Below are 26210 nucleotides of genomic sequence, written 5' to 3' on the forward strand. Positions count from 1 at the left end.
AAAAGGTGCGAACAGCCTGTCGATATTTTCAATCAGTTCGGCGTTGAGTCGCTCTGCACGGATAATTGCCCGGCGCGCGTTGTCGACGTTCTGGTCTGCCACGGGTGAAGTGAATTCGCCTGCATGCCGAACTGCGCATTGCAGTATGACGACAGCAAGGTAGTGCGCAGCTCCGTCGGCGTCAGCCTGATCTGGGCCTCGCCCTTCGGACCACTTCGCCTTGACTATGCGACGCCGCTCACCAAGGGCAAATACGACACGTCCAGGAGTTCAGGTTCGGGGGAGGGACCTCGTTCTGAAGCGAGCGTTCGAGGCCGTCTAGGCCTTCGGATCGGCAGTTTCAGTCGTGACTACGGCCCGCATTGGAAAGCAGCAGGCGGACGCGAAGACCCCTCGGTTCGTTGTCGAGCAGCAGCAGCGTTCCGCCATGCGCGGTCACGATCGCCTGCGTGATCGAGAGGCCGAGGCCAAATCCCGCCGTTTCATCCATGGTGCGGGCTTCCTCCCCTCGTACGAAGGGCTCCAGCATCGCCGCCTTCCTCTCATGGGGTATTCCAGGGCCGTCGTCGACGACGTCGATGATGATCTGGTCTCCGGAGATCAAGAGCTCGACGCCGACTTCGGTTCCGAAGCGAGTGGCGTTTTCGACCAGGTTTGTGACTGCGCGGATGATTTCGTCCGGTCGGACGATGAATGCGGCTCTGTCCGGACCAAGATAGTTCACCGCGTGGCCGCTGTCGGAGAACTGGTCGCAAACCATCTGGAGCAGCGCGGCAACGTCGACCAGTGTCGGTCTGGCAGCGCTTTCATCGCGCAGCAGCGAGAGCACCGACTCGAGCATCGACTGCATCTGATCGAGGTCGCGTACAGTCTGGGTGCGCTGTGCCGGATCCTCTATGTATTCCGAGCGTAGCCGCAGGCGCGTAATCGGGGTGCGCAGGTCGTGGCTGATGGCGGCCAGCATTCGACTTCTGTCGTTCATCAGTGCGGTAACGCGTTCGCGCATCCGGTTGAGAGCTCTCGCCGCGGATTTGATTTCCTCCGGGCCGTTTTCAGGCAACGGCGCGGACGAGCGGTTCAGGCTGAACTCCTCCGCCGCGCGCGCGAAGGCCGACAGGGGCGAGCTGAGTGCGCGGCCGGCCCAAACGCCGAGCAGCGTCACGCTCGCCACCAGGAACAGGAGTGTGCTCGTCCAGAGGCCGCTCACGAAGGCAGGCATCTTGAATGTCCCGATCGTTGCCTCGAGCACGTCGCCATTTGCCAAATAGAACCAGAGGCGATTGTCTTCCGGTGTGGAGCCACGAATGAGCTCGACCGGGCCTTCAATAGCCGATGGGGTGGTCAGGCGCGTCCGCTCTGGCGATGGAGCGGTGGAGGCGGAAACATCCTTCTTCAATTGCAGCTTCAGTGCCGGAAAGGTTCGGCTGGCGTTTTCAAGAACGAGATCTCGCTCTCGCTGCGGCGTATTGGCGACGATCCTCGCAATCAGCTCGAATTGCTCCACGGGGCGGTCCATCAGGGCGCTCGGGCGGTTGAGCAGAAAATAGCCAGCGATCAGGACGTGGATCAGGATCAGCGATCCCAGGATCAAGGCGGCGATCTGGCCGCTGATCCGCCTGAAGCTGAAGAGCGCCAGGATGTCGGCGGCGCGTCTCATGGTTCCTCCACCACCGGCGTGAAGATGTAGCCGCCGGTGCGGACGGTCTTGATTACGGACGTGTCTTGGGTGCGGTCGAGCTTGCGGCGGAGCCGGCTGACCAGCACGTCGATGCTGCGGCCAAAGCTGCCGCCGGGCCGGCCGCGCGTCATGCTCAGGAGACTGTCACGAGTGAGGACGCGGCCGGCCCGTTCGCAGAAGGCCTGCAGCAGATCGAACTCGGCGCTGGTCAGCGGCACCTGCGCGCCCTCGGGATCGCGCAACTCCCGCAAACGAAGATCGATGATCCAGCCCAGGAACTTCAGGCGTGTCGCGGCGCCGCCGGCGGCACGGCCGCTCGCCTGGCGGCGCAGCACGGCATTGATCCTGGCGAGAAGCTCGCGCGGGTTGAACGGCTTCGGCAGATAATCGTCCGCCCCCATCTCGAGACCGAGGATCCGGTCGAGATCCTCGCCCTTCGCGGTGAGGATGATGATCGGCGTCGTGGAGTCGATCCGCAGACGGCGGCAGAGGCTGAGGCCGTCCTCGCCAGGCAGCATCAGGTCGAGTACGATCAGGTCCACCCGGTTTTGCGACAGATGCTGGTCCATCTCCCTGCCGTTCGTGACCAGGTGGACCGCGAACGAATGCTCGCGCAGATAACGCGCGATGAGGTCGCGGGTCTGCCGGTCATCCTCGACGATCAGAATGCTCTGCGTGCCGTTGGTCATGTTTGAGATCGCATCGGGGTTGCCGATCGTTGATCGATTTGCGGACGATTGTCTCGCCCGAAGAACTACGGTCATGTTTGCAATCCTACGGTCAGTCACGGCTCAACGCTACCACGGGATCCAGGAAGGCGGCGCGGCGGGCGGGGAAGAAGCCGAAGGCCACCCCGATCCCGGTCGAGGTCAGGAATGCGGCGCCGATCGAGAACAGTGAATAGCTGACCTGGAATCCGGGCATCGCAATATTGACCACCATCCCGAGCAGGATCGCGACGAGGATGCCGGCGATGCCGCCGATGGACGAGATCAGGGTCGCCTCCACCAGGAACTGCTGGAGGATGTCGCTGCGCCTGGCGCCGACCGCCATGCGCACGCCGATCTCGCTGATTCGCTCGGAGACGGACACCAGCATGATGTTCATCACGCCGATGCCGCCGACGACCAGCGAGATCACCGCAATCGCCGCCACGAGGAATGCCAGCGTCTGCGTCGTGCTGGTGATGGTGCGGCGGATGTCGTCGGTGTTGAGGATGACGAAATCCTTGACGTTGTGCCGCTGCGTCAGGAGCGTGGTGACCGCATCCTGCGCCAGCGCGGTCGAGATCTCGTCGCTGATCCGGAGCAGGATGCTGCGAAGCGAGCGGTCGCCCGTGAACTGCGCCTGCACGGCGGTGTAGGGAAGATAGACCGAGAGGTTCTGGTTCGAGCCGAAGCCGCCCTGCTGCTGGGCGATGACGCCGACGATGCGGCAGGGCACCTTGCCAAGCCAGATGACGCGGCCGATCCCCGAGTTCTGGTCATCGGCGAAGAAGGTCTTGCGGGTGTTGTCGTCGATGACGGCTTGCCGCTCGATGTTGCGCACCGCGGCGGAGTCGAACAGGCGGCCTTTCGCCAGCTTGGCGCCCTTGACCTGGAAATAGCTCTCGCCGACGCCGTTGACCAGCACGTTCGATTCGTTGCCGCGGTAGCGCACCGTCGTGCTGGTCGAGACCGTCGGTGTGACCCCGGCAATGAAACTCTGCTGGCCGAGCGCGCGGGCATCGCCGAGGACGAGCGTCTTGATCTTGCCGGCGCGCGCGTCGCCAAAATCCTTGCCCGGAAACACCTCGATCGTGTTGGTGCCGAGACTCGAAATGTCCGACAGCACCTTGCGCTGTGAGGCGTTGCCGAGCGCAACCACGGAGGACACTGCGGCGATGCCGATGATGATTCCGAGCATAGTCAGGAAGGCGCGCAGCCGGTGCGCGGCCATCGCAACCAGCGCCATCCGCGAGGCTTCCCGCAGGCGCCGCAACGCGCCGGGCCAGCCGGCGCCGCTGTCCCGTGAGGCCCGAGACGCCGCAACAGCCGGGGCCGATGCGCCTGCGGTCTCGGTGCGCCGATCGGAAACGATCCTGCCGTCGCGCAGTTCGATGGTGCGCTCGGCCCGCGCGGCGACATCGGCATCGTGGGTAACGATGATGATCGTCCGTCCCTCGCCGTGCAGCTCCTTCAGGATCTTAAGGACCTCCTCGCCGCTGCGCCGGTCGAGCGCGCCGGTCGGCTCGTCCGCCAGGATGACTTCGGCGCCGTTGATCAGCGCCCGTGCGATCGAGACGCGCTGCTGCTGGCCGCCCGACAGCTGGTTCGGGCGGTGGCCGCGCCGGTCGTCCACACCGAGCCTTGCGAGCAGCCGCTCTGCGCGCGTGCGGCGCTCCCGGGTCTTCATTCCGGCATAGATCGCCGGGATCTCGACGTTCTCGGCGGCGGAGAGGTCGCCGAGCAAATGATAGCGCTGGAAAATGAAGCCGAAATGCCCGCGCCGCAGCGCCGCCAGTTCGTCTGCGTCGAGTTCGGAGACGTTCTTGCCGGCGACACGATATGTGCCCGAGGTCGGGCGGTCGAGGCAGCCAAAGATGTTGAGCAGCGTCGATTTGCCCGATCCGGACGAGCCGATGATCGCCACCATCTCGCCGGGCTGGATGTTCAACGACAAATCGTCGAGCGCAACCACGCGCGTGTCACCGGCCGCAAATTCCCGCCTGACGTTCTCGAGGGCGATGATCGGATCGGCCATCTCAGGGTCCTCCCGGCGGGCCGCCGGGCATGCTGCTCGATGCGGTCTGCTCGCTGGCTTCTCCGGTGACGACCCGGTCGCCATCGTCGAGGCCGGACCTGATCTCGACCGTAGTGCGGTCGTTGAGGCCGGTCTTGACCTCGCGCTCGCGCACGTCACCCGACGCATCGAGAACGCGGACGGTGCTGCGGCCGTCTGACTTGCGCATCAGCGCGAGCGCGGGGATGACCTTCACGCGCTTGGCCTCACCGGTGATGATGTGCACCTCGGCGGTCATGTAGGTCCGCAGCGAAAGATCCTTGTTGGGGACGTTGAAAACACCGATGTAGTAGATGGCGGTGCTGGTGGAGCTCGACGAACTCGAACTCGTGCTCGAACTCGATGTGGTGGTCGAGGAGAAGCTGGCGTCGCTCTTGATCGACTCGGGAGCCGGCTCGATCTGCTCCAGCCTGGCCTCGTAGCGATGGTCCTGGTCGCCGAGGATGGTGAAATAGAGCGCCTGGCCCGGCTTGACCTTGACGATGTCGGCCTCGGAGATCTCCGCCCGCACCGTCATGGTCTCGAGCTGGCCGAGCACGACGATGGTCGGAGCGGACTGCACCGCGTTGACCGTCTGTCCCTCCTGCACGACGGTGGCGAGCACCGTGCCGTCGATAGGCGCGGTGATCCTGGTGTAGTCCAGGTTCACTCGCGCCGTCTCGACGCTCGCTTCGGCTCCCACGATCAGGGCTTCGAGCGCGGCGATCTGGGCGCGGGTCTGCCGCACCGTCGAATCCGCGCTGTCGAAATCGCTGCGCGAGGTCGCGCGCTGCGCCAGCGTCGCCTGCTGGCGCGCGAGGTTCGCCTCGGCCAGCACCAGCGCGGCCTCCTTCTCGGCCTTCTGCGCGCGATAATTCTTCAGCGACGCCTCCGAGTTGCGCAGATCGTTCTGCTTGGTGACAGGGTCGATCTGGGCGATAACGTCGCCGGCCCTGACAGTGTCGCCGACGCGGACATTGAGGGCGGTGATGCGGCCCGACACCTGCGCGCCGACGGCAGTCAGGCGCGCCGGCTTGAGCGTGCCGCTGGCGAGCACCTCCTCGCGCAGATCGCTGACGGTGACCGGCGCGGTGATGTAGGACTGCCCCTTGCTCGACGTCCCCGGAAAGCGCATGGCGGCGACCACCCCGGTTGCCACGACGGCAACCACCGCGGCGGCAATCTTCACGCGCTTGGCGGTGATGATATCAGTCACTTCGCCGTCTCCCGGAAGTGTGGTCCTGTATTGGTGTCCACGATGATCGGCGTCGATATGTCGACCGGATCGGACCAGCCGCCACCGAGGGCCTTCGCGAGGGAAATGTAGTCCTTGGCCGCGGATACCTTGCTCTGGATCAGCGAATCCTCAGCCGAATAGAGCGAGCGTTCGGCGTCCAGCACGTCGATGAAGCTCGCGCTACCGGTCTCGAACAGCGACCGCGAGAGCCGGGCGGCCTCGCGATAGTTCTTTGCTGCCTCGGCCAGCTTGGACGCGCGAATGCGCTCCTGCGACAGCGACACCAGCGCATTCTCGACATCTTCGAGCGCGGTGAGCAGGGTCGAATGGAACGTCGCGAACGCCTGGTCGCGTTGTGCTTCGGCAATCCTGACTGTCGCCAGGCGCTTGCCCGCATCAAAGACCGGCACCGTGACAGAGGGGCCCACCGACCAGCTTACGCTGGAATACTTTGCGAGATCCCCTGCACTCAGCGCAGAGGTGCCGACCGAGCCGGTCAGAGATACCGCAGGATAGCGGTCGGCCTCGGCGGCGCCAATCCTGGCGGTGGCCTGGGCGAGCTTGCGCTCGGCACTGGCGACGTCGGGGCGGCTCATGAGGAGATCGGCGGGCAGGCCCGTGGGCAACGGCATGCGCGGTGCAGGCACGGGCGCGGATTGTGCCATCAGCGAAGCGACGCCGTCGGGCGGCCGTCCGAGCAGGATGCCGAGCCGGTGAATGTCGGCCGCAAGCGCCGCCTCATAGGTCGGAACGTTCGCCTCCGTGCTCGCGGCTTGTGCGGTCGCCTTGGCGAGATCGACGGCATTGCCGCTGCCGGCCTCGTATTTGCTGCGGGTGAGCTTTTCGGTGTCGCGCTGCGAGACCGATGTTCGCCGCGCCAGCGCGATCCGCGCCTGGTAGCCGCGCGCCTCCACGTAATAGGCGGCAACGTCGCCGATCAGCGTGACGAGGCTATCGCGCAGATCCTCCTCGGCCGATTGTCGCCCGCGCACCGCCGCCTCGATGCTCCGTTGCGTGCCGCCGAACAGGTCGAGCTCCCAGCTCGAATCGAAGCTCGCTTGGTGCAGCGTGTAGGGCGCTGTGTCGACGATGGCCGAGGCGGAGCCGGCGCTGGTCTTGTTGTCGGTCACCGAGGCCGAGCCGCTGACGGAGGGAAACAGGCCTGCGCCGGTCTGCTGAACCGTTGCGCGCGCCTCGCGCACGACCGCCTTGGCTTTGGCAACACTGGGGTTGGCTTCGACGGCCTGTTCGATCAGCCGGTTGAGCAGGGGATCGCGCAGGCGCATCCACCAGCGATCCAGCGTGCCGGGTTGACGCCGGGAAGTTGGTTGTGCGCTCCAGTGCGACGGCATGGCCAGCCCGGGCGGCCCGGCATAATCCGGCCCGACGGCGCAGCCAGCCAGTGCGGCAGCCAACATCAGCGCGACGCAAGCCGATCCGGCGCGCGACAGGGCGGCGCGCAATGGGGACGGCGTCGGGTGATGGTTCTCCTCTGCGGATAGCGCGGGAACTGCGACGAACAAGTGTGACGGCATCAAATCGGCTGAGATCCATGAGCCTTGCCGCGGGACGTGCGGTGGCCCATTGGCCTTCGGAAGGGTAGGATGAACAGGCCCCCAGTAGCCGCGCGATCGTGGCCTTTCGGCAGCCGGAATGTTGCTGGATGTAAACAGATGTTGCGGGGCATCTCGCGCCGCCGCACGGTGCCTGCCAAGCAAGACATCGACCCTGTTTTGCGGCTGCGTCAATCCCTCTCTGCAAAAATATTCTACTTTACAGAAATTCGGAAATTACGTATGGATCGCCCATCCCGGCTCATTCTTGAGGGGCGATCATGAGGTCGTCATTGTCGCGAGCCGGGCTTGCGGTGGACGCGGCAGCGTCGTGCACGAGAAGTGCGGGCAGGGCGGATTGCTCTCCGTGAGCCCGAAACTGCGTGCGGACGAACGGCGCTGCTAGGCTTCGTCTCGCCTGTAAGTTTCCGGCTCCGTCGACAGGGCTGGGAAAACTGCGGCGAAATGGCGGGCCGTGCGTACGGCAAAACCGTGTGGTCCTGACCGTCGTTGCTACGGTGAAGCTCTTGCGGAGGCGGCAGTCGCGTCAACCGGCGCCGCGCCGGTGAATTTCGCAGGAGTGAGGGAGGCCAGAACGAACTCGGCTCCCGGGAGAGCACGGCATAAGCCGTCCGACCATCGCGCAGGGAAGGCCGAGTGATTGGCTACACCTGTATGCTGCTGTGCGGTCTTCCTTGCGCTATGTTTTGCGCAGCAGACCGCGGGTGCTGGTTGAGCACCCGGCCTTCCCTGTGCCCTCTTGGATCGAGAGGGTGGAGTGACGAAGCAAAGCTCGGGCGAAACGCGCCGCGAGGCTGCGAAGGTGTGTCTGCCACCACACACGCACTGTCATCGCCCGGCTTGACCGGGCGATTCAGTACTCCGAGACGGCAGTGATTGAGCCGAGAGGCCGCGGCGTACTGGATTCCCCGCCTGCCGCCTACGCTAAAGCTTCGGCGCCCCTGGACCTCAACCCCGGCGAAGCCTTGGCGTAGCCGGGTCGCGGGGAATGACAGTGATACTTGGAGAACGAGCCATCGCCACACCTTCGTCATTGCGAGCGCAGCGAAGCAATCCAGAGTCTTTCCGCGGAGGGATTCTGGATTGCTTCGCTGCGCTCGCAATGACGAGGAGGAGAGTGCATGCGCTACATTCCGCTCTCGTGCCCCGGACGCAGCGCAGCGTCCCCGGCGATGCGAAGCATCGTGCGGTGCGGTGCGCTGCAAAGCCGGGGCCCATCTCTCCGAGCGATCCGTGTGGCGTGGGTCGCGGCTCTGCGCCGCAGCGCTTCGCGCTGCATCGCGTCCGGGACACGCGAATCCGATCACCACGAAATCGGAATCCTCTGCGCAAATCCGCCCAGGTCCGAATCCGGATTCAGGGGCTGACGGTCGAGCGGCCGGTTGTTGTTGCTGCGTGCGAACGAAACGCCGGGCGGAAAGGCATAGTCGGTGAACTTGCGATCGCCGGGAAGTACCTCGGTGCCGCCGTCCAGCCAGGATCGCTTGCTGACATAGACCCGCGTGTGCGGACCGGACTGATAGGAGTGGTTGGGGCCGCGCGGACCGTACTCATAGACCGTATTTTGTGTCGTCTGTCGTTGATCGCGCTTGCCGGTCGTCCCGGCATGAGCGGCCAAGGTTGAGGCGAGGAGGGCGACCAGCACCGTTCTGGTCATGACACGCGCTTTCATCGACGAATACCCATGCGAGTTCCTGATGTCGTCGCCTCTCGCACCGGCTTGAGCCTCTGTAAAGAATCCGGGCGTTGCGCAATGTTGCTGAAGGTCTGCATGGGCGACCCGTGTGCGCAGCGGGCTCAATGCCGTTCGGTCACTCGGGCAGGCTCGCGCGAACGTCATGGCTCCTGCGCTTGCGTGCTGATCCGCCAATCAAATTGAACGACCGGAAACAATCCAGAAATCACAAAGCCACACCACGGCCACAGCCGTCTCGTTTCAGAGCAGGCTAGGTGCTCTTGAGGTGTGGAATGTCGTTTTTGCGGCCCTGGCTGATCGCGGTGGTGATGTGCGGTGTATCGATTGCGAGCTCAGTTCCTGTCGCGCTGTTGCCGCAGCCGGCGGCCGCGCAGGCGGTGGAGACGATCGTCGTCGAGGGCAATCGCCGCGTCGAGGCCGAGACCGTGCGCTCCTACTTCAGGCCCGCCCCGGGCGGACGTCTCGATCAACCGGCGATCGATGAAGGTCTCAAGGCGTTGATTGGGACAGGCCTGTTCCAGGACGTGAAGATCAGTCAGTCCGGCGGCCGCCTCGTGGTGTCGGTGGTGGAAAATGCCGTGATCGGGCGCATCGCCTTCGAGGGCAACAAGAAGATCAAGGACGAACAGCTCTCGGCCGAGATCCAGTCCAAGCCGCGCGGGACTTTCTCGCGGGCGCTGGTGCAGTCCGACACGCTGCGAATCGCCGAGATCTATCGCCGCTCCGGCCGCTACGACGTGCGCGTCACGCCCGAAGTCATCGAGCAGCCGAGCAATCGCGTCGATCTCATCTTCACGATCGTGGAAGGCGTCAAGACCGGCGTGAAGTCGGTCGAGTTCATCGGCAACAACGCCTATTCGGCAGCGCGGCTGCGTGACGTCATCAAGACGCACGAAAGCAACCTGCTCAGCTTCCTCGGCAACAACGACATCTACGATCCCGACCGCGTCGAGGCCGATCGCGACCTGATTCGTCGCTTCTATCTCAAGAACGGTTTCGCCGACGTCCAGGTCGTCGCCGCGCTCACTGAATACGATCCGGAGAAGAAGGGCTTCAACGTCACCTTCAAGATCGAGGAGGGGTCTCAATATCGCGTCGGATCGCTCGACTTCCGCTCCAGCATCCCGAACTTCGACGCGAGCTCGATGCGTTCCTATTCGCGCGTCGGTACCGGTTCGCTCTACAATGTGGAAGCGGTCGAGAAGTCGACCGAGGAGATGCAGATCGAAGCCTCGCGACGCGGCTATGCCTTCGCCATCGTCCGGCCCAGCGGCGACCGTAATTTCGAGGCGCACACCGTCTCCGTCGTGTTCAATATCGACGAGGGCCCGCGAACCTATATCGAGCGCATCAACCTGCGCGGCAACACCCGCACGCGTGACTACGTCATCCGCCGCGAGTTCGACATCTCCGAGGGCGATGCCTACAACCGCGCCCTGGTCGACCGGGCCGAGCGGCGGCTGAAGAACCTCGACTATTTCAAGAGCGTCAAGATCGTCACCGAGCCGGGCTCGTCGAGCGACCGCGTCATCCTGATCGTCGACATGGAGGAGAAGTCGACCGGCGACTTCTCGATCTCGGGCGGCTATTCCACCAGCGACGGTGCGCTGGCCGAAGTCTCGATTTCCGAGCGCAATTTGCTCGGCAAGGGGCTCTATGCCAAGGCCTCGGTGAGCTACGGCCAGTACTCGCGCGGCATCTCGCTGTCCTTCGTCGAGCCCTATCTGCTCGACTACCGGCTGGCGCTCGGGTTCGACACCTACTGGAAGCAGCAGAAGTCGAACAGCTATACGAGTTACGGTGTGACGACGTTGGGCTTTTCTCCGCGCCTGGGCTTTGCGTTGCGCGAGGACCTCTCACTCCAGCTGCGCTATTCGCTCTATCAGCAGAGCATCACGCTCGCCAGCGCCTACAACAATTGCAACAACAATGCGTCGAACACGTCGCTGGCCTTCAATCCGACGCCGGCCTATATCAAGAGCGTCTTGGGCGGCGTGGACCCGACTAATTCCACGGATTCGGGCGTTTACGGATACGGGTGCTATGGCGACGGTGAGTCGAGCCTGCCGGTCCGGCGAGAGCTGGCGAACGGCGCGACCTGGACGTCGGCGCTCGGCTACACGCTGAACTACAACACGCTCGACAACACCAAGAACCCCACCGACGGCTTGCTGGTCGACTTCAGGCAGGATTTTGCGGGTGTCGGCGGCGACGTCACCTATCTGAAAACGGCGATGGACACCAAGTACTATACGTCGCTCGTGTCCGATATCGTCAGCGTGATCCATCTCCAGGGCGGTCTCCTCAGCAAGCTCGGCAACCAGGACCTGCGCATGCTGGATCATTTCCAGATGGGGCCGAACCTCGTGCGCGGCTTCGCCTCCAACGGCATCGGTCCGCGCGACATCACCTATTACAATTACGGGTCCAACGGCGATGCGCTCGGCGGCACGAAATACTGGGGCGCGTCGATGGAGTTGCAGATGCCGTTCTGGTTCCTGCCCAAGGAAGTCGGCTTGAAGGGCGCAGTCTACGCCGATGCCGGATCGCTCTGGGGCTACCAGGGCCCGACCTCATGGTCGGCCACCGGCGAAGTCAACACCAAGGTGTGTCCAACCTGCGGACTGCAATATGACGACAGCAGTACGGTGCGATCGTCTGTTGGCGTCGGCCTGATCTGGGCCTCGCCGTTCGGGCCGCTGCGCTTCGACTACGCCGTGCCGCTGACGAAGGGCAAATACGACACGGTTCAGGAGTTCAGGTTTGGGGGTGGCACTTCGTTCTAGTTGGACGCCCGCCGCTGCATGTCGAGAGAGGATCGCGTCAATCTAGGAGAGAGTCGCGAGCATTGGCAGGCCAACGAGATCCTGCGAAAGCGAAGCGCTCATTTGGGCGTGGCAGAGCTCGACGGCAGTCCAGGCCATGACCGCATTTGTCGATGGTCATCGTGGACGGTCTGGGGGCCAGGTAATGCGAAGGGTCTTGCCGATCGCCCCGTCGAACGCCACGCTCACATGAGCAGGCGGCGCGCCAGCATCGATGTCGATGCCAGTGTCGGAGAATTGGGCACGCGGAGCTGCGCGACTGCGGCCTTGCCGTGCGGGGGCCGGACGATCGCGGTCGCGGCGCCGGAGCACCGCCTGGCGCTCCGCGCAGCCTCGCACCGCGCTGGCGGCCCTTAGTTCATCATCGCGAGCGCCGGACGCCGGCCTTCGCTGGACTCGATGATGCCGGGGAGATCGGTAGCCTCGCCGGCGATCATGCCCGACATCTGCCAGAACAGGTACGCAAGGCGAGAGAACACCATCCGCTCGCGCTCGGCAGCAACGGTGCCGTCAGGAATCGTCACGGTCTCCAGGCCGACCACCTTCTTGAAATCCGGCCAGATCATCATCGATTGCGCGATCACGGAATAGCAGCGCGGATCGTCGTCGCTCTCGTCGGGCGCCGGTGGCAAGCCCGGATATTGCACCGGCGCGGCGTAGAACTTGTAGGCGCCATAACCGAGCTGGAGCAGGAGCTTCTCGGGAACTGCGACATCGGCCGCAAAGGATATCAGCCGTGCTTCGTTCAGCACGTCAGGCTTGGTCGCGCTGAGGTCCGATGCGCGGAGCGCCGAGCAGAAGGAGAGATCGCGATTGTGCTCGCGGAGCAGATTGGCCAGCGGCTGCTGTTGTTGCACGGTGTCGGTGAGCAGGATGATGGTCTTGAGCATCTCGGATCTCCGTCAAGGGAAAAGCCGGCGTGCGGGCATGACCGCATCGTCGGAAGCGTGGGCGGCGAAGAAGTCGTTGGCGATGCGCTGTCCCGGCGCGATCTCCAGGATGCGGTAGCGCGCCTGCGCGGCGGCCTCGCGCGCGGCACCGACGTCGTCCTGCCAGGCGCAGAGCGACAGCTCGAGCCGGCTGTACCCGCCGCAATCGGCGGCATAGGCGCCGGTCACGGCCTCCACAGTCGCGGCCACCGCGCCGGCATCGTTGGCCGAGACGTTGCGCAGGATCACGGCGATGCCGTTGCCGGTCTCGGCTTTCGAGGTCATCACCATGAAGGCGTCGCGGGCGCCGGTGCGGCCGGCGCGACGGGCGGCACGCACCATGCTCGCAAAGCCGGGATCGGAACCGAGCTCAAGCGTCGTCGTCTGCTGGTCATGCAGGATCGTGGCGCGCGAGGCGCCGAGATCACCCTTCAGCGCGTGATAGGATCGCGGCAGCCATACGGTGTCGAGCGGCACCTGCGACGACGTCAGGCTCCAGGCCTGATCGAGCAGATAGCCCTCCCAGATTGCGGGATAGGAGGCGGAAAGCTGTTGCCACGTGCGAAGCAGCCGCTCCGCACGTGCGGAGCGGCCGAGATAGAGCATGCGCGCCGATATCTCCCAGCGATTCCACTTGTGGACGGCGACGTCGCAGCCTAGGAACGACGGCAGAAGCGGCGCCGCGCGCAAGACGGCGTCGGTTTCGACGAACAGGAGCGGCTCGCGGTATTTGGTCCACATCCGAACCATGAACTCGGCCTTCTCGAAGCAGAGCAGGCGATCGCCGAACTGGGTTCCGACCGGCTCGATATGGCAATCGAGCCGCAGGCGTTCGATCGATTGACGCAGGCGCAGCGACGCGGCCTCGTCACCGCCGCGCGGGTAACAGGACACGACCCGCGGGCGGATGCCGGACTCATCGGCGGCGGCGAGGAGTTTGGGCCAGCCGGTGCCGCCCCACCACATCTCGTGCGGGCCGTCCGCGCCGCAGGGGCCGACGGTGCCGAACTCGGTCAGCTTGGATTTGAGGAAGTCAAAGCCCGGATTTTCGCTTCTGGGAATGACGAGGGCGCAGCCGGGATTGAGCGAGCGGTAGAACAGCTCCGCTGCCGCGCCGCTCAGCGGCTCCTTGAGAATGACGACGCCGTTGCGTCGTCCGTCCGGGATACCGTCGAGCGCCGGCGTACCGTACTGGCCGACCAGCCAGCTCAGGCGGTCGCGCTGGGCCTCGCCAAGCCGGATGCCGCCCGATTGCAGCAGCCGATCAAGATTCGCGTGCGTCTCGTCCGTCAATTCCGTGCCCCTCACGTCGCCAGCCCCTGACGTCGCCGGCCCCTGGACTTCAACGGCCCGGGCAGCGCGATCAGGCGCACTATTTGGGGACGGACCCGAGCGGCGTGATTGCGACGGAGTAGACCGCGATCTCCTGCGCCATCGGGGCGACCGGGATCAGCAGGCAGCCGTCCCCGTCCTCGGTGCTATAATGCGCGCCGTTCCGCCGCACGCCCGCATAGACCAGGCTGTCGGCGGCGATGCCGATCGCGTCCTGGCTCTCGGCAGCATCGCGTACCGTGTCGGCGGACTGGATGGTCACGCCGTGCAGCAGGCCTTCGGCAGCGAATTTCGCCAGCGGCAGCGCGATCGTGGTGATGCCCATGGCGCGCGAGAGCGGAATGCGCAGGCGCAGCTCACCGAGGCCGGTGCGGTGAACGGTCACCGCCTCCAGCGTCGCTTCGCCATTGCCGTGGAACAGGCCGATCTGGACCGGATCGCAAGGACTCTCCCCGAAGACGTCGGCGGGCAGGCGGTTCGCGCCGAACAGCGCATAGAGATAAGCATGGGACGGCGATAGCCGCGCAAAGCAGCCTGCGAGCCACATCGGCGGCGCCGATGCCGTGCAGGCGGCTGAGAGGCCGCGGGCGGTGATCTGCCGACGGATGAAGTCGCCGTCAATCATTGGCGCCAGCGCATGGGTGCCGAGATTGACGTCGTGCTTCAGTTCGCCCAGCAGCGCCAGCTCGTCATCGTCGGGCAGCAGCAAGAGGCGCGCCAAGGTTGCCGCGCACCAGCGCGCGGCGACGTCGGGTGTCGCATAGGGGCTCAGACCAAAATCGAGGGCGACGTCTTCGGCGGTTTCTGCAAAGGCGAGAGCGCCGGCCTGGATTTCGGCGGCCAGCGCGATCTGGCTTTCGGGGCGCGGATTGATCTCGCGCAGCACCTGGTTGCCGTCATAGTCGCGCACCGAGCCGTCGGCGGAGCAGCAGATCTGCTCCAACAGCGCGACGTTGCGGATCAGCATGCGCTTGACGTGAGGGGTGACCACGAGGTCGGAGATGAATCCTTCGGCGCTGTCCTCCTCGGCGAGGTCGTCGAAGGCGTCGTCGAGCGACATCAGATAGGCGCCGTGGAGGCGGATCCCGATGCCTTCGAGGTCGAAGATGCGACGCAGCGCCTTCTGCACGCTGCCGGAATAGCCGAGATCGGCGAGGACGAGATCGGTGCAGTCGTCGAACCCGGGTACGGCTTGACGCAGATAGGCGAGCAGCCGCGCGCGCAAGCCTGCGGCAAGCTCGACGATTTCGGCTGGATTCATCAGTCCCGGAAGCGCCCCGGCGAGTTCCTCGCCGGAGGCGATCCCGTCCGGGAAGCCGGCAAAGAACGCGGCGACCCTCGCCGGCATGACCTTGAGCATGTCGCCGAATGTCGACGCGTCGATCTTGAAGACCTTGCTGAGGAGATCGACGAGCGGCTGCATCGTGTCCGCCGAGGCGATCAGGCTGACGCGGCGGTTGATCTCGATATAGGCCGATGTGGTGCCGTGAAGCTGCTGCCAGATCTGGTGCGACAGAAAGCCGTCGCGGCCGAGGAAGCCGAGAACAACCGTCCGCCCTGGGCCGGAGGCCTCTTCACAGCGCCTGGCAATGAAAGCGTCGAATGCCGTCATCACCGGGCCGAGCACGGTCACGCCGAGGTGGAAGGCCGGCGACCTCTCGGCGCTGCGTGCGGCCACCATGCGCCGCAAGGTGCGTGCGCCGTGGTCCAGCCGCGAGGGCGCGCCCTGGCACAGGAGCTCGAACAGGGCGGTCTCGCGCTGAAAGGTCGACGCCAGTTGTGGCGTGGCCTGCGGATAATAGCGGGGGCGGATGCCGTGGCGCTTCGCCCCCCTGATGTCGGCCTTCTCGTTGTCGCCGACGTGAAAGGAGGAACCGGCATCGATACCCTGCTCCGAGAGATATCTGGCGAACAAGGTTTCGCTCTTGCTGCTGCCATGGTCGCAGGACGCATAGAGGAAGTCCCATGTGAGTCCGGGATGGCAGGCCCGCAGCAACCGCGCCAGCCGGTCGGAGTCCCAATAGGTGTCGGAGATGAAACCGACGCGACGGTTCGCGCGCTTCATGTCCAGGTATTGCCGAAGCATGTCGGGATTGGCGCGGCAGAGCTCGAGCTCGGCTGCGAATTCTGATTCGACCAGATCGTTCAGGTCGCGTCGCGAAAGGCCGAACAGCCTGAACGGAAAACAGGAATAGATCTCCGCGATGTGCACTTCGCTCGCGCCGCGCGTTTCTTTTGCCGTTCGGCGCGCACGCGCTTCGGCCTGGATGCGATGCTGAACGAAACTCGTGGAAACACCAGGACAAGAACTTGAAATGCCGGAAAGCTCGTAAGTCCTTTCAAATACGCCATCCGGCGTCGCGCAGGCGCGAAGCAGAAATGTATCGAAAACATCGAATGACCAAGCAGAAACAATTTGCGTGCGGCGCTCCGTGCCGCTCGTTGCGATCTTCATGCTGCAATTCCCCGTCCACAAGGACGATTAACGTGCGCATGTGTCGAGTCAGGCGCCACGTATACGAAAAAAGTTCACGCGCGATTCGAAATCGCGTTCGTCGCGACTGACAGATTCAAAAAAATCGCTAGGTTCGAAAATGGTGATTCGGAAAAAATTGCCGGGTGCGAAGGTCGTCCAGCTGTCATTCACACTCGGAAACAATCTCTTCTTCACGCGCAGCGCGCGTGTCGTGTTCGATCGCCTAGTGCCGCGTAATGTCAGCGTTTTCTCCCGAATACTTCTGTCCAAGGATGGATGATCCGCCATGGCGCGAGATGATGTGATGATTGCAGGTTTGAAGCGCGAAAGGATCGCGCGGTCGGCAATTATTGCCCGATGCTCGGCAAAACGTACCGGATAACATCTTGAAAAATAACAAAAATTCTTCGCCTGGATTGTTTTGGTGCCGCGTTCAACGCCTGGAAGCCGTGTGGCATGTGCGCTCCCGGCATTGCGGGTTGGAGGTTGCGGGATGAATTACGCTGCTGATGTCTGGGCTCCCGCCGAGGCCGAGATCACGACGACGGTGCCGGTCGATGCGATGGTGCCGGTGATGCCGTCGGTGCCGCTCGTGCCGGACAGCGCACCTGATACCGCCGATGTCGTCTACGACGAGGACAGCGAGCTCCTGGACAGGCTCGCTACCGGAGACGAAGTCGCATTCCGCATGCTGGTCGAGCGTCACATCGATCGCGCCTACGCGATCGCGCTCCGCATCGTCGGCAACGCGGCGGACGCCGAGGACGTGGTGCAGGACACCATGCTCAAGATCTGGAGCCATCGCGGACGCTGGCAGCATGGCCGCGCCAAATTCTCGACCTGGCTCTACCGCGTGATCTCAAACCGCTGCATCGACCTGCGCCGCAAGCCGCGCAACGAGAATGTCGATACCGTGCCGGAAATTGCCGATGGCCAGCCCGGGGCCGTCGAGATCATCGAACGCAACGAGCTGAACGGCATGCTGGAGGTGGCGATGCAGCGCCTGCCTGAGCAGCAGCGCATCGCGGTGATCCTGTCCTACCACGAGAACATGAGCAACGGCGAGATCGCCCAGGTGATGGACACCACGGTGGCCGCGGTCGAGTCGCTGCTCAAGCGCGGCCGCCAGCAGCTTCGCCAGCTCCTGCGCAAGCACGAACGCGACATCCGCACCGCGTTTACCGATTGCTAACCACAAAAATCGTCCCGCGAAAATTTCCGCGCCTGATCTCCTTGCACTCCGCCGTTTGAGCGAACGGACGGGGCTGCGGTCTGCGTCGTCAATCGTCTTCAACGATGCGGCACGCCATGCCCATCAGCACAGGAGCTTTCAATGCCCGCAATCAACACCAATACCGCCGCCAACGCCGCGGTCCGCTATCTCAACATCAACGCCGCGCAGGAGAGCAGCTCGCTCTCGAAGCTGTCGAGCGGCTCGCGCATCACGTCGGCCTCCGACGATGCCGCGGGCCTTGCGATCTCCACGCGCATCTCCTCGGACGTCACCACGCTGCAGCAGGCGGCGACCAACGCCTCGCAGGCCACCGCGATCCTGCAGACCGCCGACGGCGGCGCCTCGAACATTTCCGACATCCTCGCGCGCATGAAGTCGCTGGCCTCCGAATCTGCCTCAGGTACCACGACCGACTCCAGCCGTGCCTATATCCAATCGGAATTCTCGCAGCTCAACTCCGAAATCGACTCGATCGCGACCGGCACCCGCTACTCCAGCCAGAGCCTGCTGGATGGATCCAGCGTGTTCTCGTCCGGCGTGTCCGTGCTGGTCGGTTCGGACGGCTCCGACACGATCACCATCCAGCTGACGAGCCTGACGGCATCCTCGCTCGCCGTCTCGACGCTCGACGTCAGCACCCAGTCCGGTGCGACATCGGCGCTCGACGCCCTCGATACCGCGATCGACACCGTCTCCGCTGCGCGCGCTTCGATCGGCGCACAGGAATCGCGGTTCAACTTCTCGTCGGATTCGATCTCGACCCAGACGCAGAATCTCCAGTCGGCGAACTCGGCGATCGAGGACGTGGATATTGCGTCCGAGCAGTCCAAGCTGTCCTCGGCCGAGGTGAAGACCCAGGCTGCCGTGTCGGCGCTGGCCGCCGCCAATCAGATGCCGCAGTACCTCCTCAGCCTCCTGAAATGATAGTCAACTGCCGGGCCGGCATGATGCCGACCCGGCTCTCTCTGTCAGGGACGACCGAGCAAAGTGGCCAGCGTCAGTTCGAGCACCAGCAGCACAAGTACGACGACCTCGTCGGGCGTATCGGTCACGACGAGTGGGACCACCAATTCGAGCAGCATCGATTGGACGGCGCTGATCCAATCCGCCGTCGACGCGAAGACCGCGCAGGCGGACACGATCACGACCACGATCACGAACAATGAAGCCAAGATCTCGGCCTATCAGACGCTCCAGAGCGATTTGAAGACGCTGTACTCCGGCTTGGCGTCGCTTTCGACGGCGGTCGTCAACTCGTTGTCCACCAGCGCATTCGCGACGCGCGCGGCGAGCATCAGTTCCACCGGCGACGTGAGCGCCTCGTCGGCGCTCTCCATGACGCTCAAGAGCGGGGCCGCGATCGGCGACCACACGCTCACGATCAGTCAGCTCGCCACCGCGCAGAAGGTATCCGGTGCTTCGCAATCGAGCCAGACCGACGAACTCGGATACTCCGGCACGTTCTCCATCGGCCTAGAGGGCGGCAGCATGTCCGACATCACCATCACCAGCACGATGTCGCTTCAGGACGTCGTCGATGCCATCAATGCCCAGACCTCGACGACCAACGTCCAGGCCTCGATCGTGCAGGTCTCCAGCACGTCGTTCCAGATGGTGCTGACGGGCACGGAGGACGCCGCCGACATCACCTATTCGAGCACGTCCGGCGACGATATCCTGAACAAGCTCGGCGTGACCGACAGTTCGGGGAGTTTCACCGACGTGCTCCAGGAGGCGCAGGCGGCCGAGTTCACGCTCGACGGCATCGCGATGACCCGCGACACCAACGACATCTCGGACGTCCTGAGCGGCGTCACCTTCAGCCTGCTTCAGGAGACGCCGGACGGCGCGACGCTGAACATCAGTATCGAGACCGACACGAGCCAGATCCAATCGACGCTGGAGACGTTCGTCACCAACTACAACGCCTTCCGTGACGAGGTGATCGCCCAGCAGGCGACCACGACCGACGGCACTGCGGACTCGAGCGCGGTGCTGTTCGGCGACGGAACCATGCGCAACATCATGGATGCGCTCCAGAATGCCCTGAACACGACCGTGGGCGGCATGACCATGGCCGATCTCGGCCTGTCCTTCAACGAGAGCAATGAACTCGAGCTGGATACCGGCACGCTGTCCGATATCCTGAGCACGAACCTGAGCGGCGTTACCAAGCTGCTGTCGGCGCAGACCACGACGTCGTCGAGCCAGCTCAGCGTCGTCAACACCGGAACGTCGCCGCAATCCTTCACCCTGGATCTGGCGGTCGATTCCGACGGCAACCTCACTTCGGCCTCGGTCGGCGGCGACTCCTCGCTATTCACGATCAGCGGCACCACGATCATCGGCGCTTCCGGCTCGATCTACGCCGGCATGGCCTTCACCTATAGCGGCTCGACCTCGCAATCGATCGCGGTGACGTCGACCTCGGGCATTGCAACGCAGCTTTATCAGATCGCGAAGGACTATTCGTCGTCATCAGGCGCGCTGCAAACGCAGATCACCAGTCTGACGACCCGCGACGATGAGCTCCAGCAGAGGGTCGACGACATCAACAGCGCGGCGTCGACGCTGCAGTCGCAGCTTGAGACGCAATATGCGAAATACCAGGCGGCGATCGAGAGCGCCAACAGCACGCTCGATTATCTCAAGGCCCTGCTCAATTCCAGCTCGAGTAACTAATGATGAACAATCCGACGGCGTACATGGCCAATCAGGCCTATCGGGGGACGGCAACGAGCGTGCCGCCGCTCAAGGCGGTCTCGATGCTGCTGGGCGGCACGATCACCCTGCTCCAGAAGTCGCTGAACGCTCAGGAGGAACGGCGCTTCGAGGAGGCGCACGAGCACCTGATGAAGGCGACCGCGATCTTGCGTGGGCTGAGCCACAATCTCGACTTCACCAAAGGCGGGGCGGTGGCGGAACGAATGTTCCAGACCTACAACGCTTTGATCCTGGCGAGCCTCAGGGCTTACGGCCGGCCGCAGGCCCGCGAGAGTTTTCGGCGGATCATTGCCGGGCTGACCGAGCTGAGGGAGGCGTGGGAATTCGTCGATGCCACTTTGCGGAGCAGCAAGGCCAGGCCCGCCGATTCGGCCCGCACGGGCTGAAAGCTCCAGCTTGCCGGCGGCGGAGTGCCGGCAATCATCTTGGCCTCCGTTCCGGTTGCTTCCCGTAGTGCTGCGGGCGGTTTTGGCGCCTCAGTCCGCCGAAATCGGGTTTCCGCGGCGCCTGCAATGCTCTATGACGGACCTGACCGAGGCGGGATCGGTGGGCGATGGACGTCACTGAGTTTGAGGAACTGATCAACCGGCTGGGCGAGGATCTCTCCCTCTGGCCCGATGATCGGCGTTTGCCCGCCCAGGAGTTGCTGGCGCGATCGTCCGCCGCGCAAGCCTTGCTGGACGAGGCGCGCGCCTTGCGCGATGCACTCGCCGCACCTGCAGTCCGCGCACCCACAGGCCTCGCCGATCGCATCGTCGCCGCCGCGGCGAAAATGAGGGGCGACGCCGCCGAGCCGCGCACCGAAGGCGAGACGGCGGGAAGCTGAACGGTTCTTTCTGATATTTCGCATTTTCGTCTCGCCGCAATTGCGGCAGGGCAACCACGTTTGACCACGGGGGGCGTCGTACCCGGGCTTGGCCCGGGCATCTACGATCTTGCGCCGGGGGAAAGGCCGTGGATGGCCGGGACAGGCCCGGCCATGATGCCGCCTTGGAAGCGCAAGCGTCTCCAAGCGCTCACCTCGCCTGCGATTGCTCTGCTGCAAGCAAGAAGACGTGGCGCGGCTCGTCGCGGCAACAAATCAGCCTAAACTCATCGCTCTCGTGAACGGCGGACGCGGCAGATTTTGCCGTGTCGAAAGCCGTTTCCGTACGCGCGAATTGCCGCCTGAATCCGCACGCCCACCCGTTTCATCAGCACACAGATTTCAAGCGCCGCCCACCGACCGCAGGTCGCCGGCAGCGCAAGAAAGCCGGAGCTTCTGATGACCGTTTCCGCAACGAGTTCTGCGTCGACCGCCACCACGACGACGTCGTCGTCGAGCACGTCGTCCAATTCGACGCTGACATCCAGCGATTTCCTGAGCCTGCTCGTCAGCGAGCTGCAGAACCAGGATCCGCTGAATGCGACCTCGACCACCGACCTCGTCAATCAGCTCACCTCCTTCGCCAATTTCACCTCCCAGCAGTCGATCAACTCCAATCTCAATTCGCTTGCGAGCTCGTTCTCGAGCCTCGTGACGCTGAATTCCGTGAACTACATCGGGCACACCGTCGAGGCGAAGACGGACACCTCGACGTTGAGCAACGGCTCGGCGACGTTCGGTTACTCGCTGTCGTCGGCCGCCTCGAACGTGTCGATCAGCATCTCGGATTCATCCGGCAACGTCGTCTATACCGGCACCGGAACCGGGAATTCGGGCTCCAACAGTTTCACTTGGGACGGCAAGGACTCCAGCGGCAAGCAGCTCGCCGACGGCGGCCAGTACACGATCTCTGTGACCGCAACGAATTCCTCCGGAAACTCGGTCCTCAACTACACGACCGTCACCGGCACTGTGACCGGCATCGACACCTCGACCTCCACACCCTCGCTGACCGTGAACGGCATTTCCGTGAGCGCCGCCAACATCATCGGCGTCACATCCTGATCAATTTCGGAGTTTTATCATGAGTCTCAGCGGCGCATTATCCTCGGCGATCTCGGCGCTCAGTGCGCAGAGCCAGTCCCTGTCGATGATCAGCGACAACATCGCCAATTCCGACACAACCGCCTACAAGACGACGTCCGGGATGTTCGACGCGCTCGTGACGGCCTCGAGCAACACGACCTCCTACGCCTCGGGAGGCGTCACCGTCTCAGGCCGCGCGAACATCACCCAGCAGGGCCTGCTGGCTGCGACCTCTAACGCCACCGACGTCGGGATTCAGGGCTCGGGCTTCTTCGTCGTGACCGACGCCAAGTCGGGCGGCGCCGTCGCCTACACCCGCAACGGTGCTTTCACCACCGACAATGCCGGCTATCTCCAGAACAACGGCTATTACCTCGAGGGTTGGCGCACCGACGCCGACGGCAACGTCGTGGGCAGTGAATCGGCGAGCAATCTCGAAGCGATCAACACCCAGGTCGCCTCCACCAGCGGCAGCGCCACCACCAAGACCACGATCGCGGCGAACCTGCCGTCGGACGCCGCGACGGGCGACACCTATACCAGCTCGATGACGGTCTACGATTCGCTTGGTGCTGCGAATTCGATGCAGATTACCTGGAGTAAAACTGGGACCAACACCTGGAGTGCGAGCTTCGCCAACCCGACCTCGACCTCGGATACCACGACCGGGACGGGCACGGCTTCCGGCACGGTCGACATCACCTTCAACAGCGACGGCTCGCTCGCCAGTACCAGCCCGGACCCGGCGACCGTCTCGATCTCAGGCTGGACCGATGGCGCTGCCAACAGCACCGTCACCTTGGATTTCGGCGCCGCCGGCAAGACTGACGGCCTCACGCAATATGCCTCCGGCGAGACCACGCCGTCCGTCAACGTCACCAGTATCGATTCCGACGGCTTGTCCTATGGCAAGCTGTCCAGCATCGCGATCGGCGATAACGGCGTGGTCAACGCCACTTATTCCAACGGCCAGACCATCGCGATCTACAAGATCGCGGTGGCGACCTTCGCCGCTCCCAACGGGCTCGCCGCCTCCAGCGACGGGATCTATTCGGCAACCGTGACGTCGGGTAATGCCGTGTTGCAGGCCTCCGGCGAGAACGGCGCGGGCACCATCTTCGGTAGCGAGCTGGAGTCCTCGACCACCGACACCGCCAGCCAGTTCTCGAGCATGATCTCGGCGCAGCAGGCCTATTCGGCGGCGTCCCAGGTCATCTCCACCGTCAGCAATATGTACGACACCCTGATCTCGGCGATGAGGTGAGCGATGCCCGGCGAAAAAGCGAGCGTGGCCGGAGAGGCGCTGCTGCGCCGGCTGCAACGACTGGTGGCGCGGGCCGCGACGGCCAAGGGCGATGACCGCAGGCAGTTGCTCGCGTTGATCGACGATGTCGAGACGGCGCGCCGTGGCCTGCTGCGCGAATGCGCGGAGGTCGAGAGCGAGATGAGGCAAGCAACCGTTAGGAAGACCGCGATCGGCGCTTATCTGCGTAACGCGCAGGCCGGCCGCGGCAAACGGAATAACTAGAAGGCGATGACCATGACTGCAGCCAAAGCCACGGGAACGAGCCCCGCAAGCGGCGATACACGGATCAAGTCGCTGATCGCACTCATCGACGTTCTGACCGCGCTGGTCGCCGAGGAGAATGTGGAGCTCGCCAAGGGCCTGCCGGCCTCGCGCCTGAAACAGGTCGACGAGAAGAACCGTCTGGCCGAGATGTTCGAACGGACAGTTGCCGAGTGCGCGGTGGGCACGACCAGCCTGAACGTACCGGATCGGATCCTGCGCGAGCAGCTCATGGAGCGGATCCTGAAGCTGCGCGCGGCGATGGACGAGAATCTGGTGCGCCTGCGCGCCGCGATCGAGGCGAGCAACCGCCGGATCGAGGCTGTCATGCAGGCGATCCGCGAGCAGATCGCGGCGGTGTCGCCCTATGGCGCCTCCGGCCGGGTCGCCGCGCGCCCCGTCTCCAGTGGCACCAGCCGCAGCGCCTGACGATTCGAGGGTCCCGCCGTGTCACTCAATATCGCACGATCGATCGCCTTCAGCGGGCTGTCGGCCACGTCGGTGCAGATCAGCGTGACGTCGTCGAACATCTCGAACGCCGACACGACGGGCTACACCACAAAGACCGCAAACCAGTCGAGCAGCGTCACCAACGGCGTCGGCACCGGCGTCACGGTGACGGGCATCACTTCGACGGTCGACAAGCTGCTGCTCAAGTCGCTGGTCGGGGCGACCTCCGATCTCGGATCGGCTGATACGACCAACACCTATCTGACCTCGCTTGAAAAACTCTACGGCTCGACCAGCAGCACCGATGGTAGCTCCACGGGAACCTCGCTCGCAAACAGCATCGCCACGCTGGAATCGGCATTGTCGTCGCTGGCGAGCACGCCGAGCAGCGCCTCGCTGCAATCCAACGTCGTCAGTGCGCTCGACGACGTCGCGAGCCAGTTGCGGGAGACGTCGAGCGGGATCCAGAAGCTCCGCGGCGACGCCGACCAGGACATCTCGTCCTCGGTCGACGACGTCAATGCGGATCTGGAGCAGATTGCGGATCTCAACGCCGCGATCAAGCAGACGGCGGCGGCCGGCCAGTCGACGGCGGACCTGGAGGACCAGCGCAACACCGCGCTCCAGGACGTCGCCTCCAAGATGAACATCAGTTATTTCACGGCGTCGAACGGCGATCTCCAGATCTATACGACGTCCGGTCAGGCGCTGGTCGATAGCTCCGCGCACACGATCAGCTATACTGCTGCGGCCAACGTAACGGCATCGACGACGTACACGGCCGGCTCGTCGTCGAGCGGATTCAGCGCGATCACGGTGAACGGAGTGGACATCACCTCCCAGATATCAGGAGGCGATATCGGCGCGCTCGTCACGCTTCGCGACAAAACCCTGCCGGCGGCGCAGTCCCAGCTCGATCAGCTCGCACAGCAGCTCGCCTCGGCCATGAACGGCGTCTCGAACAGCGCTTCTTCGGTGCCGGCGCCGACGAGCCTGACCGGTACGTCTGCCGGCACCAGCAGCACGGCGCTCTCCGCCACCGGCACGGTGCGCATCGCCGCCACCGACCAGAGCGGTAATCTGGTGTCCTACGGTGATCTCGACCTCTCGTCCTATTCCACGGTCGGCGATCTCGTCACCGCGATCAACGGCATCTCCGGGCTTTCCGCATCTGTCGATTCCGACGGCCATCTCTCGATCACCGCCACCGGCTCCGGCAATGGCGTCGCCATCAACGAGATGACGAGCTCGGTGGGAAGCTCAGGCGAGGGATTTTCGGAGTATTTCGGTCTCAACGATCTGGTGACGGGAACGAGCGCGTCGGATATCGCGGTCAACAGCAAGATCTTGTCCGGAACCAACGAGCTTCAGCTTGCGACGCTGGACTCCTCGTCGAGCCCGACGGTCGGCAGCACGGTGCTGTCCTCGGGATCTGCCACGGTCGTCAATGCCTTCTACGATGCCTTGACGGAGTCCCGGACATTTTCCTCCGCCGGCGGGCTCGCCGCCACCACCGGCTCCCTCGCCGATTACGCCTCGGCCGTCGTGTCCGACGTCGCGAGCAAGTCGTCTCAGGCCTCCACCAACTACACGGCCAAGGAGACCGCGCAGTCGACCTACGCCGAATCATTGTCGTCGCAGTCGGGCGTCAACCTCGACGAGGAATCGGCGAAACTCAGCACGCTCCAGAACAAATATTCGGCAGCGTCCGCGCTGATCCAGGCCATCAACTCCATGTACTCGGCGCTGCTCTCCGCCGTGCAGTCGACATAGGAGG

21 protein-coding genes and 1 pseudogene are annotated in these 26210 nt (G+C 64.1%); 12 read left to right on the top strand and 10 right to left on the bottom strand.

Translation table 11 applies throughout. From position 1 onward, the window contains the following. Window positions 1-85: 85 nt before the first annotated feature. Window positions 86-299, top strand: a pseudogene (locus tag GGD63_RS40950) (BamA/TamA family outer membrane protein); the annotation flags it as partial. Between the two features lie 41 nt (window positions 300-340). Here GGD63_RS40950 and GGD63_RS11830 read toward each other — a convergent pair. The 6 genes from GGD63_RS11830 to GGD63_RS11855 all read right to left on the bottom strand — a co-directional run bounded on the left by GGD63_RS11830 (window position 341) and on the right by GGD63_RS11855 (window position 8906). Next, window positions 341-1657, bottom strand: a complete 1317-nt coding sequence (locus GGD63_RS11830) for an ATP-binding protein (RefSeq protein ID WP_183242003.1) — start codon at window positions 1655-1657, stop codon at window positions 341-343. Continuing rightward, complete coding sequence (locus tag GGD63_RS11835; protein WP_183242005.1) at window positions 1654-2367, bottom strand: response regulator; 714 nt, start codon at window positions 2365-2367, stop codon at window positions 1654-1656. The genes GGD63_RS11830 and GGD63_RS11835 overlap by 4 nt, the downstream gene beginning before the upstream one ends. Window positions 2368-2458: 91 nt before the next feature. Continuing rightward, window positions 2459-4420 carry a MacB family efflux pump subunit gene (locus GGD63_RS11840; RefSeq protein WP_183242007.1) on the bottom strand — a complete coding sequence of 654 codons (1962 nt, stop codon included), beginning with the start codon at window positions 4418-4420 and terminating at the stop codon, window positions 2459-2461. Window position 4421: 1 nt separating this feature from the next. Beyond that, the gene (locus GGD63_RS11845) at window positions 4422-5654 is read right to left on the bottom strand and encodes an efflux RND transporter periplasmic adaptor subunit (RefSeq protein ID WP_183242009.1); all 1233 of its coding nucleotides are present in this window, start codon (window positions 5652-5654) and stop codon (window positions 4422-4424) included. After that, on the bottom strand, window positions 5651-7210 hold the full coding sequence (locus GGD63_RS11850) for an efflux transporter outer membrane subunit (protein WP_246785454.1): 1560 nt from the start codon (window positions 7208-7210) through the stop codon (window positions 5651-5653). The genes GGD63_RS11845 and GGD63_RS11850 overlap by 4 nt, the downstream gene beginning before the upstream one ends. A gap of 1342 nt (window positions 7211-8552) precedes the next feature. Next, entirely contained in the window at window positions 8553-8906 is a 354-nt protein-coding gene (locus GGD63_RS11855) for a hypothetical protein (protein ID WP_246785455.1), read from the bottom strand. 311 nt (window positions 8907-9217) lie between these two features. On the opposite strand from GGD63_RS11855, the gene bamA reads away from it, so the two are divergent. After that, window positions 9218-11731 (top strand): outer membrane protein assembly factor BamA, encoded by a 2514-nt coding sequence (gene bamA, locus GGD63_RS11860; RefSeq protein ID WP_183242013.1) that lies wholly within the window; start codon window positions 9218-9220, stop codon window positions 11729-11731. 392 nt (window positions 11732-12123) lie between these two features. Here the strand turns inward: bamA and GGD63_RS11865 are convergent, their stop codons facing one another. The 3 genes from GGD63_RS11865 to GGD63_RS11875 all read right to left on the bottom strand — a co-directional run bounded on the left by GGD63_RS11865 (window position 12124) and on the right by GGD63_RS11875 (window position 16486). Further along, the gene (locus tag GGD63_RS11865; RefSeq protein ID WP_183242015.1) at window positions 12124-12660 is read right to left on the bottom strand and encodes a hypothetical protein; all 537 of its coding nucleotides are present in this window, start codon (window positions 12658-12660) and stop codon (window positions 12124-12126) included. 12 nt (window positions 12661-12672) lie between these two features. Next, on the bottom strand, window positions 12673-13992 hold the full coding sequence (locus GGD63_RS11870) for a hypothetical protein (RefSeq protein WP_183242017.1): 1320 nt from the start codon (window positions 13990-13992) through the stop codon (window positions 12673-12675). 79 nt (window positions 13993-14071) lie between these two features. After that, the gene (locus GGD63_RS11875; protein WP_183242019.1) at window positions 14072-16486 is read right to left on the bottom strand and encodes a hypothetical protein; all 2415 of its coding nucleotides are present in this window, start codon (window positions 16484-16486) and stop codon (window positions 14072-14074) included. Window positions 16487-17000: 514 nt separating this feature from the next. On the opposite strand from GGD63_RS11875, the gene GGD63_RS11880 reads away from it, so the two are divergent. Together GGD63_RS11880 and GGD63_RS11885 are read left to right on the top strand one after the other, a co-directional pair. Beyond that, window positions 17001-17699 (top strand): RNA polymerase sigma factor, encoded by a 699-nt coding sequence (locus GGD63_RS11880; protein ID WP_183242021.1) that lies wholly within the window; start codon window positions 17001-17003, stop codon window positions 17697-17699. Between the two features lie 141 nt (window positions 17700-17840). Then, complete coding sequence (locus tag GGD63_RS11885) at window positions 17841-18665, top strand: flagellin (protein ID WP_183242023.1); 825 nt, start codon at window positions 17841-17843, stop codon at window positions 18663-18665. A gap of 44 nt (window positions 18666-18709) precedes the next feature. Here GGD63_RS11885 and GGD63_RS39960 read toward each other — a convergent pair whose 3' ends face one another. Continuing rightward, window positions 18710-18913, bottom strand: coding sequence for a hypothetical protein (locus GGD63_RS39960; protein ID WP_210315788.1), 204 nt, complete (start codon window positions 18911-18913; stop codon window positions 18710-18712). Here GGD63_RS39960 and fliD point away from each other — a divergent pair. From fliD to flgK, 8 genes are all read left to right on the top strand, one after another. Next, entirely contained in the window at window positions 18822-20423 is a 1602-nt protein-coding gene (fliD, locus tag GGD63_RS11890; protein WP_312013199.1) for a flagellar filament capping protein FliD, read from the top strand. The two genes, GGD63_RS39960 and fliD, sit on opposite strands and share 92 nt — an antisense overlap. Beyond that, on the top strand, window positions 20423-20851 hold the full coding sequence (fliS, locus tag GGD63_RS11895) for a flagellar export chaperone FliS (protein ID WP_183242030.1): 429 nt from the start codon (window positions 20423-20425) through the stop codon (window positions 20849-20851). Before fliD ends, fliS begins: the two co-directional genes overlap by 1 nt. A gap of 167 nt (window positions 20852-21018) precedes the next feature. Beyond that, on the top strand, window positions 21019-21291 hold the full coding sequence (locus GGD63_RS11900; RefSeq protein ID WP_183242032.1) for a hypothetical protein: 273 nt from the start codon (window positions 21019-21021) through the stop codon (window positions 21289-21291). Between the two features lie 438 nt (window positions 21292-21729). Next, window positions 21730-22395 (top strand): flagellar hook assembly protein FlgD, encoded by a 666-nt coding sequence (locus GGD63_RS11905; RefSeq protein ID WP_183242034.1) that lies wholly within the window; start codon window positions 21730-21732, stop codon window positions 22393-22395. A 19-nt stretch (window positions 22396-22414) separates the two neighbouring features. Further along, on the top strand, window positions 22415-23680 hold the full coding sequence (flgE, locus tag GGD63_RS11910; protein WP_183242036.1) for a flagellar hook protein FlgE: 1266 nt from the start codon (window positions 22415-22417) through the stop codon (window positions 23678-23680). A gap of 3 nt (window positions 23681-23683) precedes the next feature. Further along, a complete protein-coding gene (locus tag GGD63_RS11915) occupies window positions 23684-23944 on the top strand; it encodes a hypothetical protein (protein WP_183242038.1) in 261 nt (86 codons plus the stop codon). 12 nt (window positions 23945-23956) lie between these two features. Continuing rightward, window positions 23957-24412 carry a flagellar protein FlgN gene (locus GGD63_RS11920; RefSeq protein ID WP_409334056.1) on the top strand — a complete coding sequence of 152 codons (456 nt, stop codon included), beginning with the start codon at window positions 23957-23959 and terminating at the stop codon, window positions 24410-24412. Between the two features lie 18 nt (window positions 24413-24430). Continuing rightward, entirely contained in the window at window positions 24431-26206 is a 1776-nt protein-coding gene (flgK, locus tag GGD63_RS11925; RefSeq protein ID WP_183242042.1) for a flagellar hook-associated protein FlgK, read from the top strand. Window positions 26207-26210 lie beyond the last annotated feature (4 nt).

The sequence above is a fragment of the Bradyrhizobium sp. cir1 genome (genome assembly GCF_014198245.1).
Classification (GTDB): domain Bacteria; phylum Pseudomonadota; class Alphaproteobacteria; order Rhizobiales; family Xanthobacteraceae; genus Bradyrhizobium.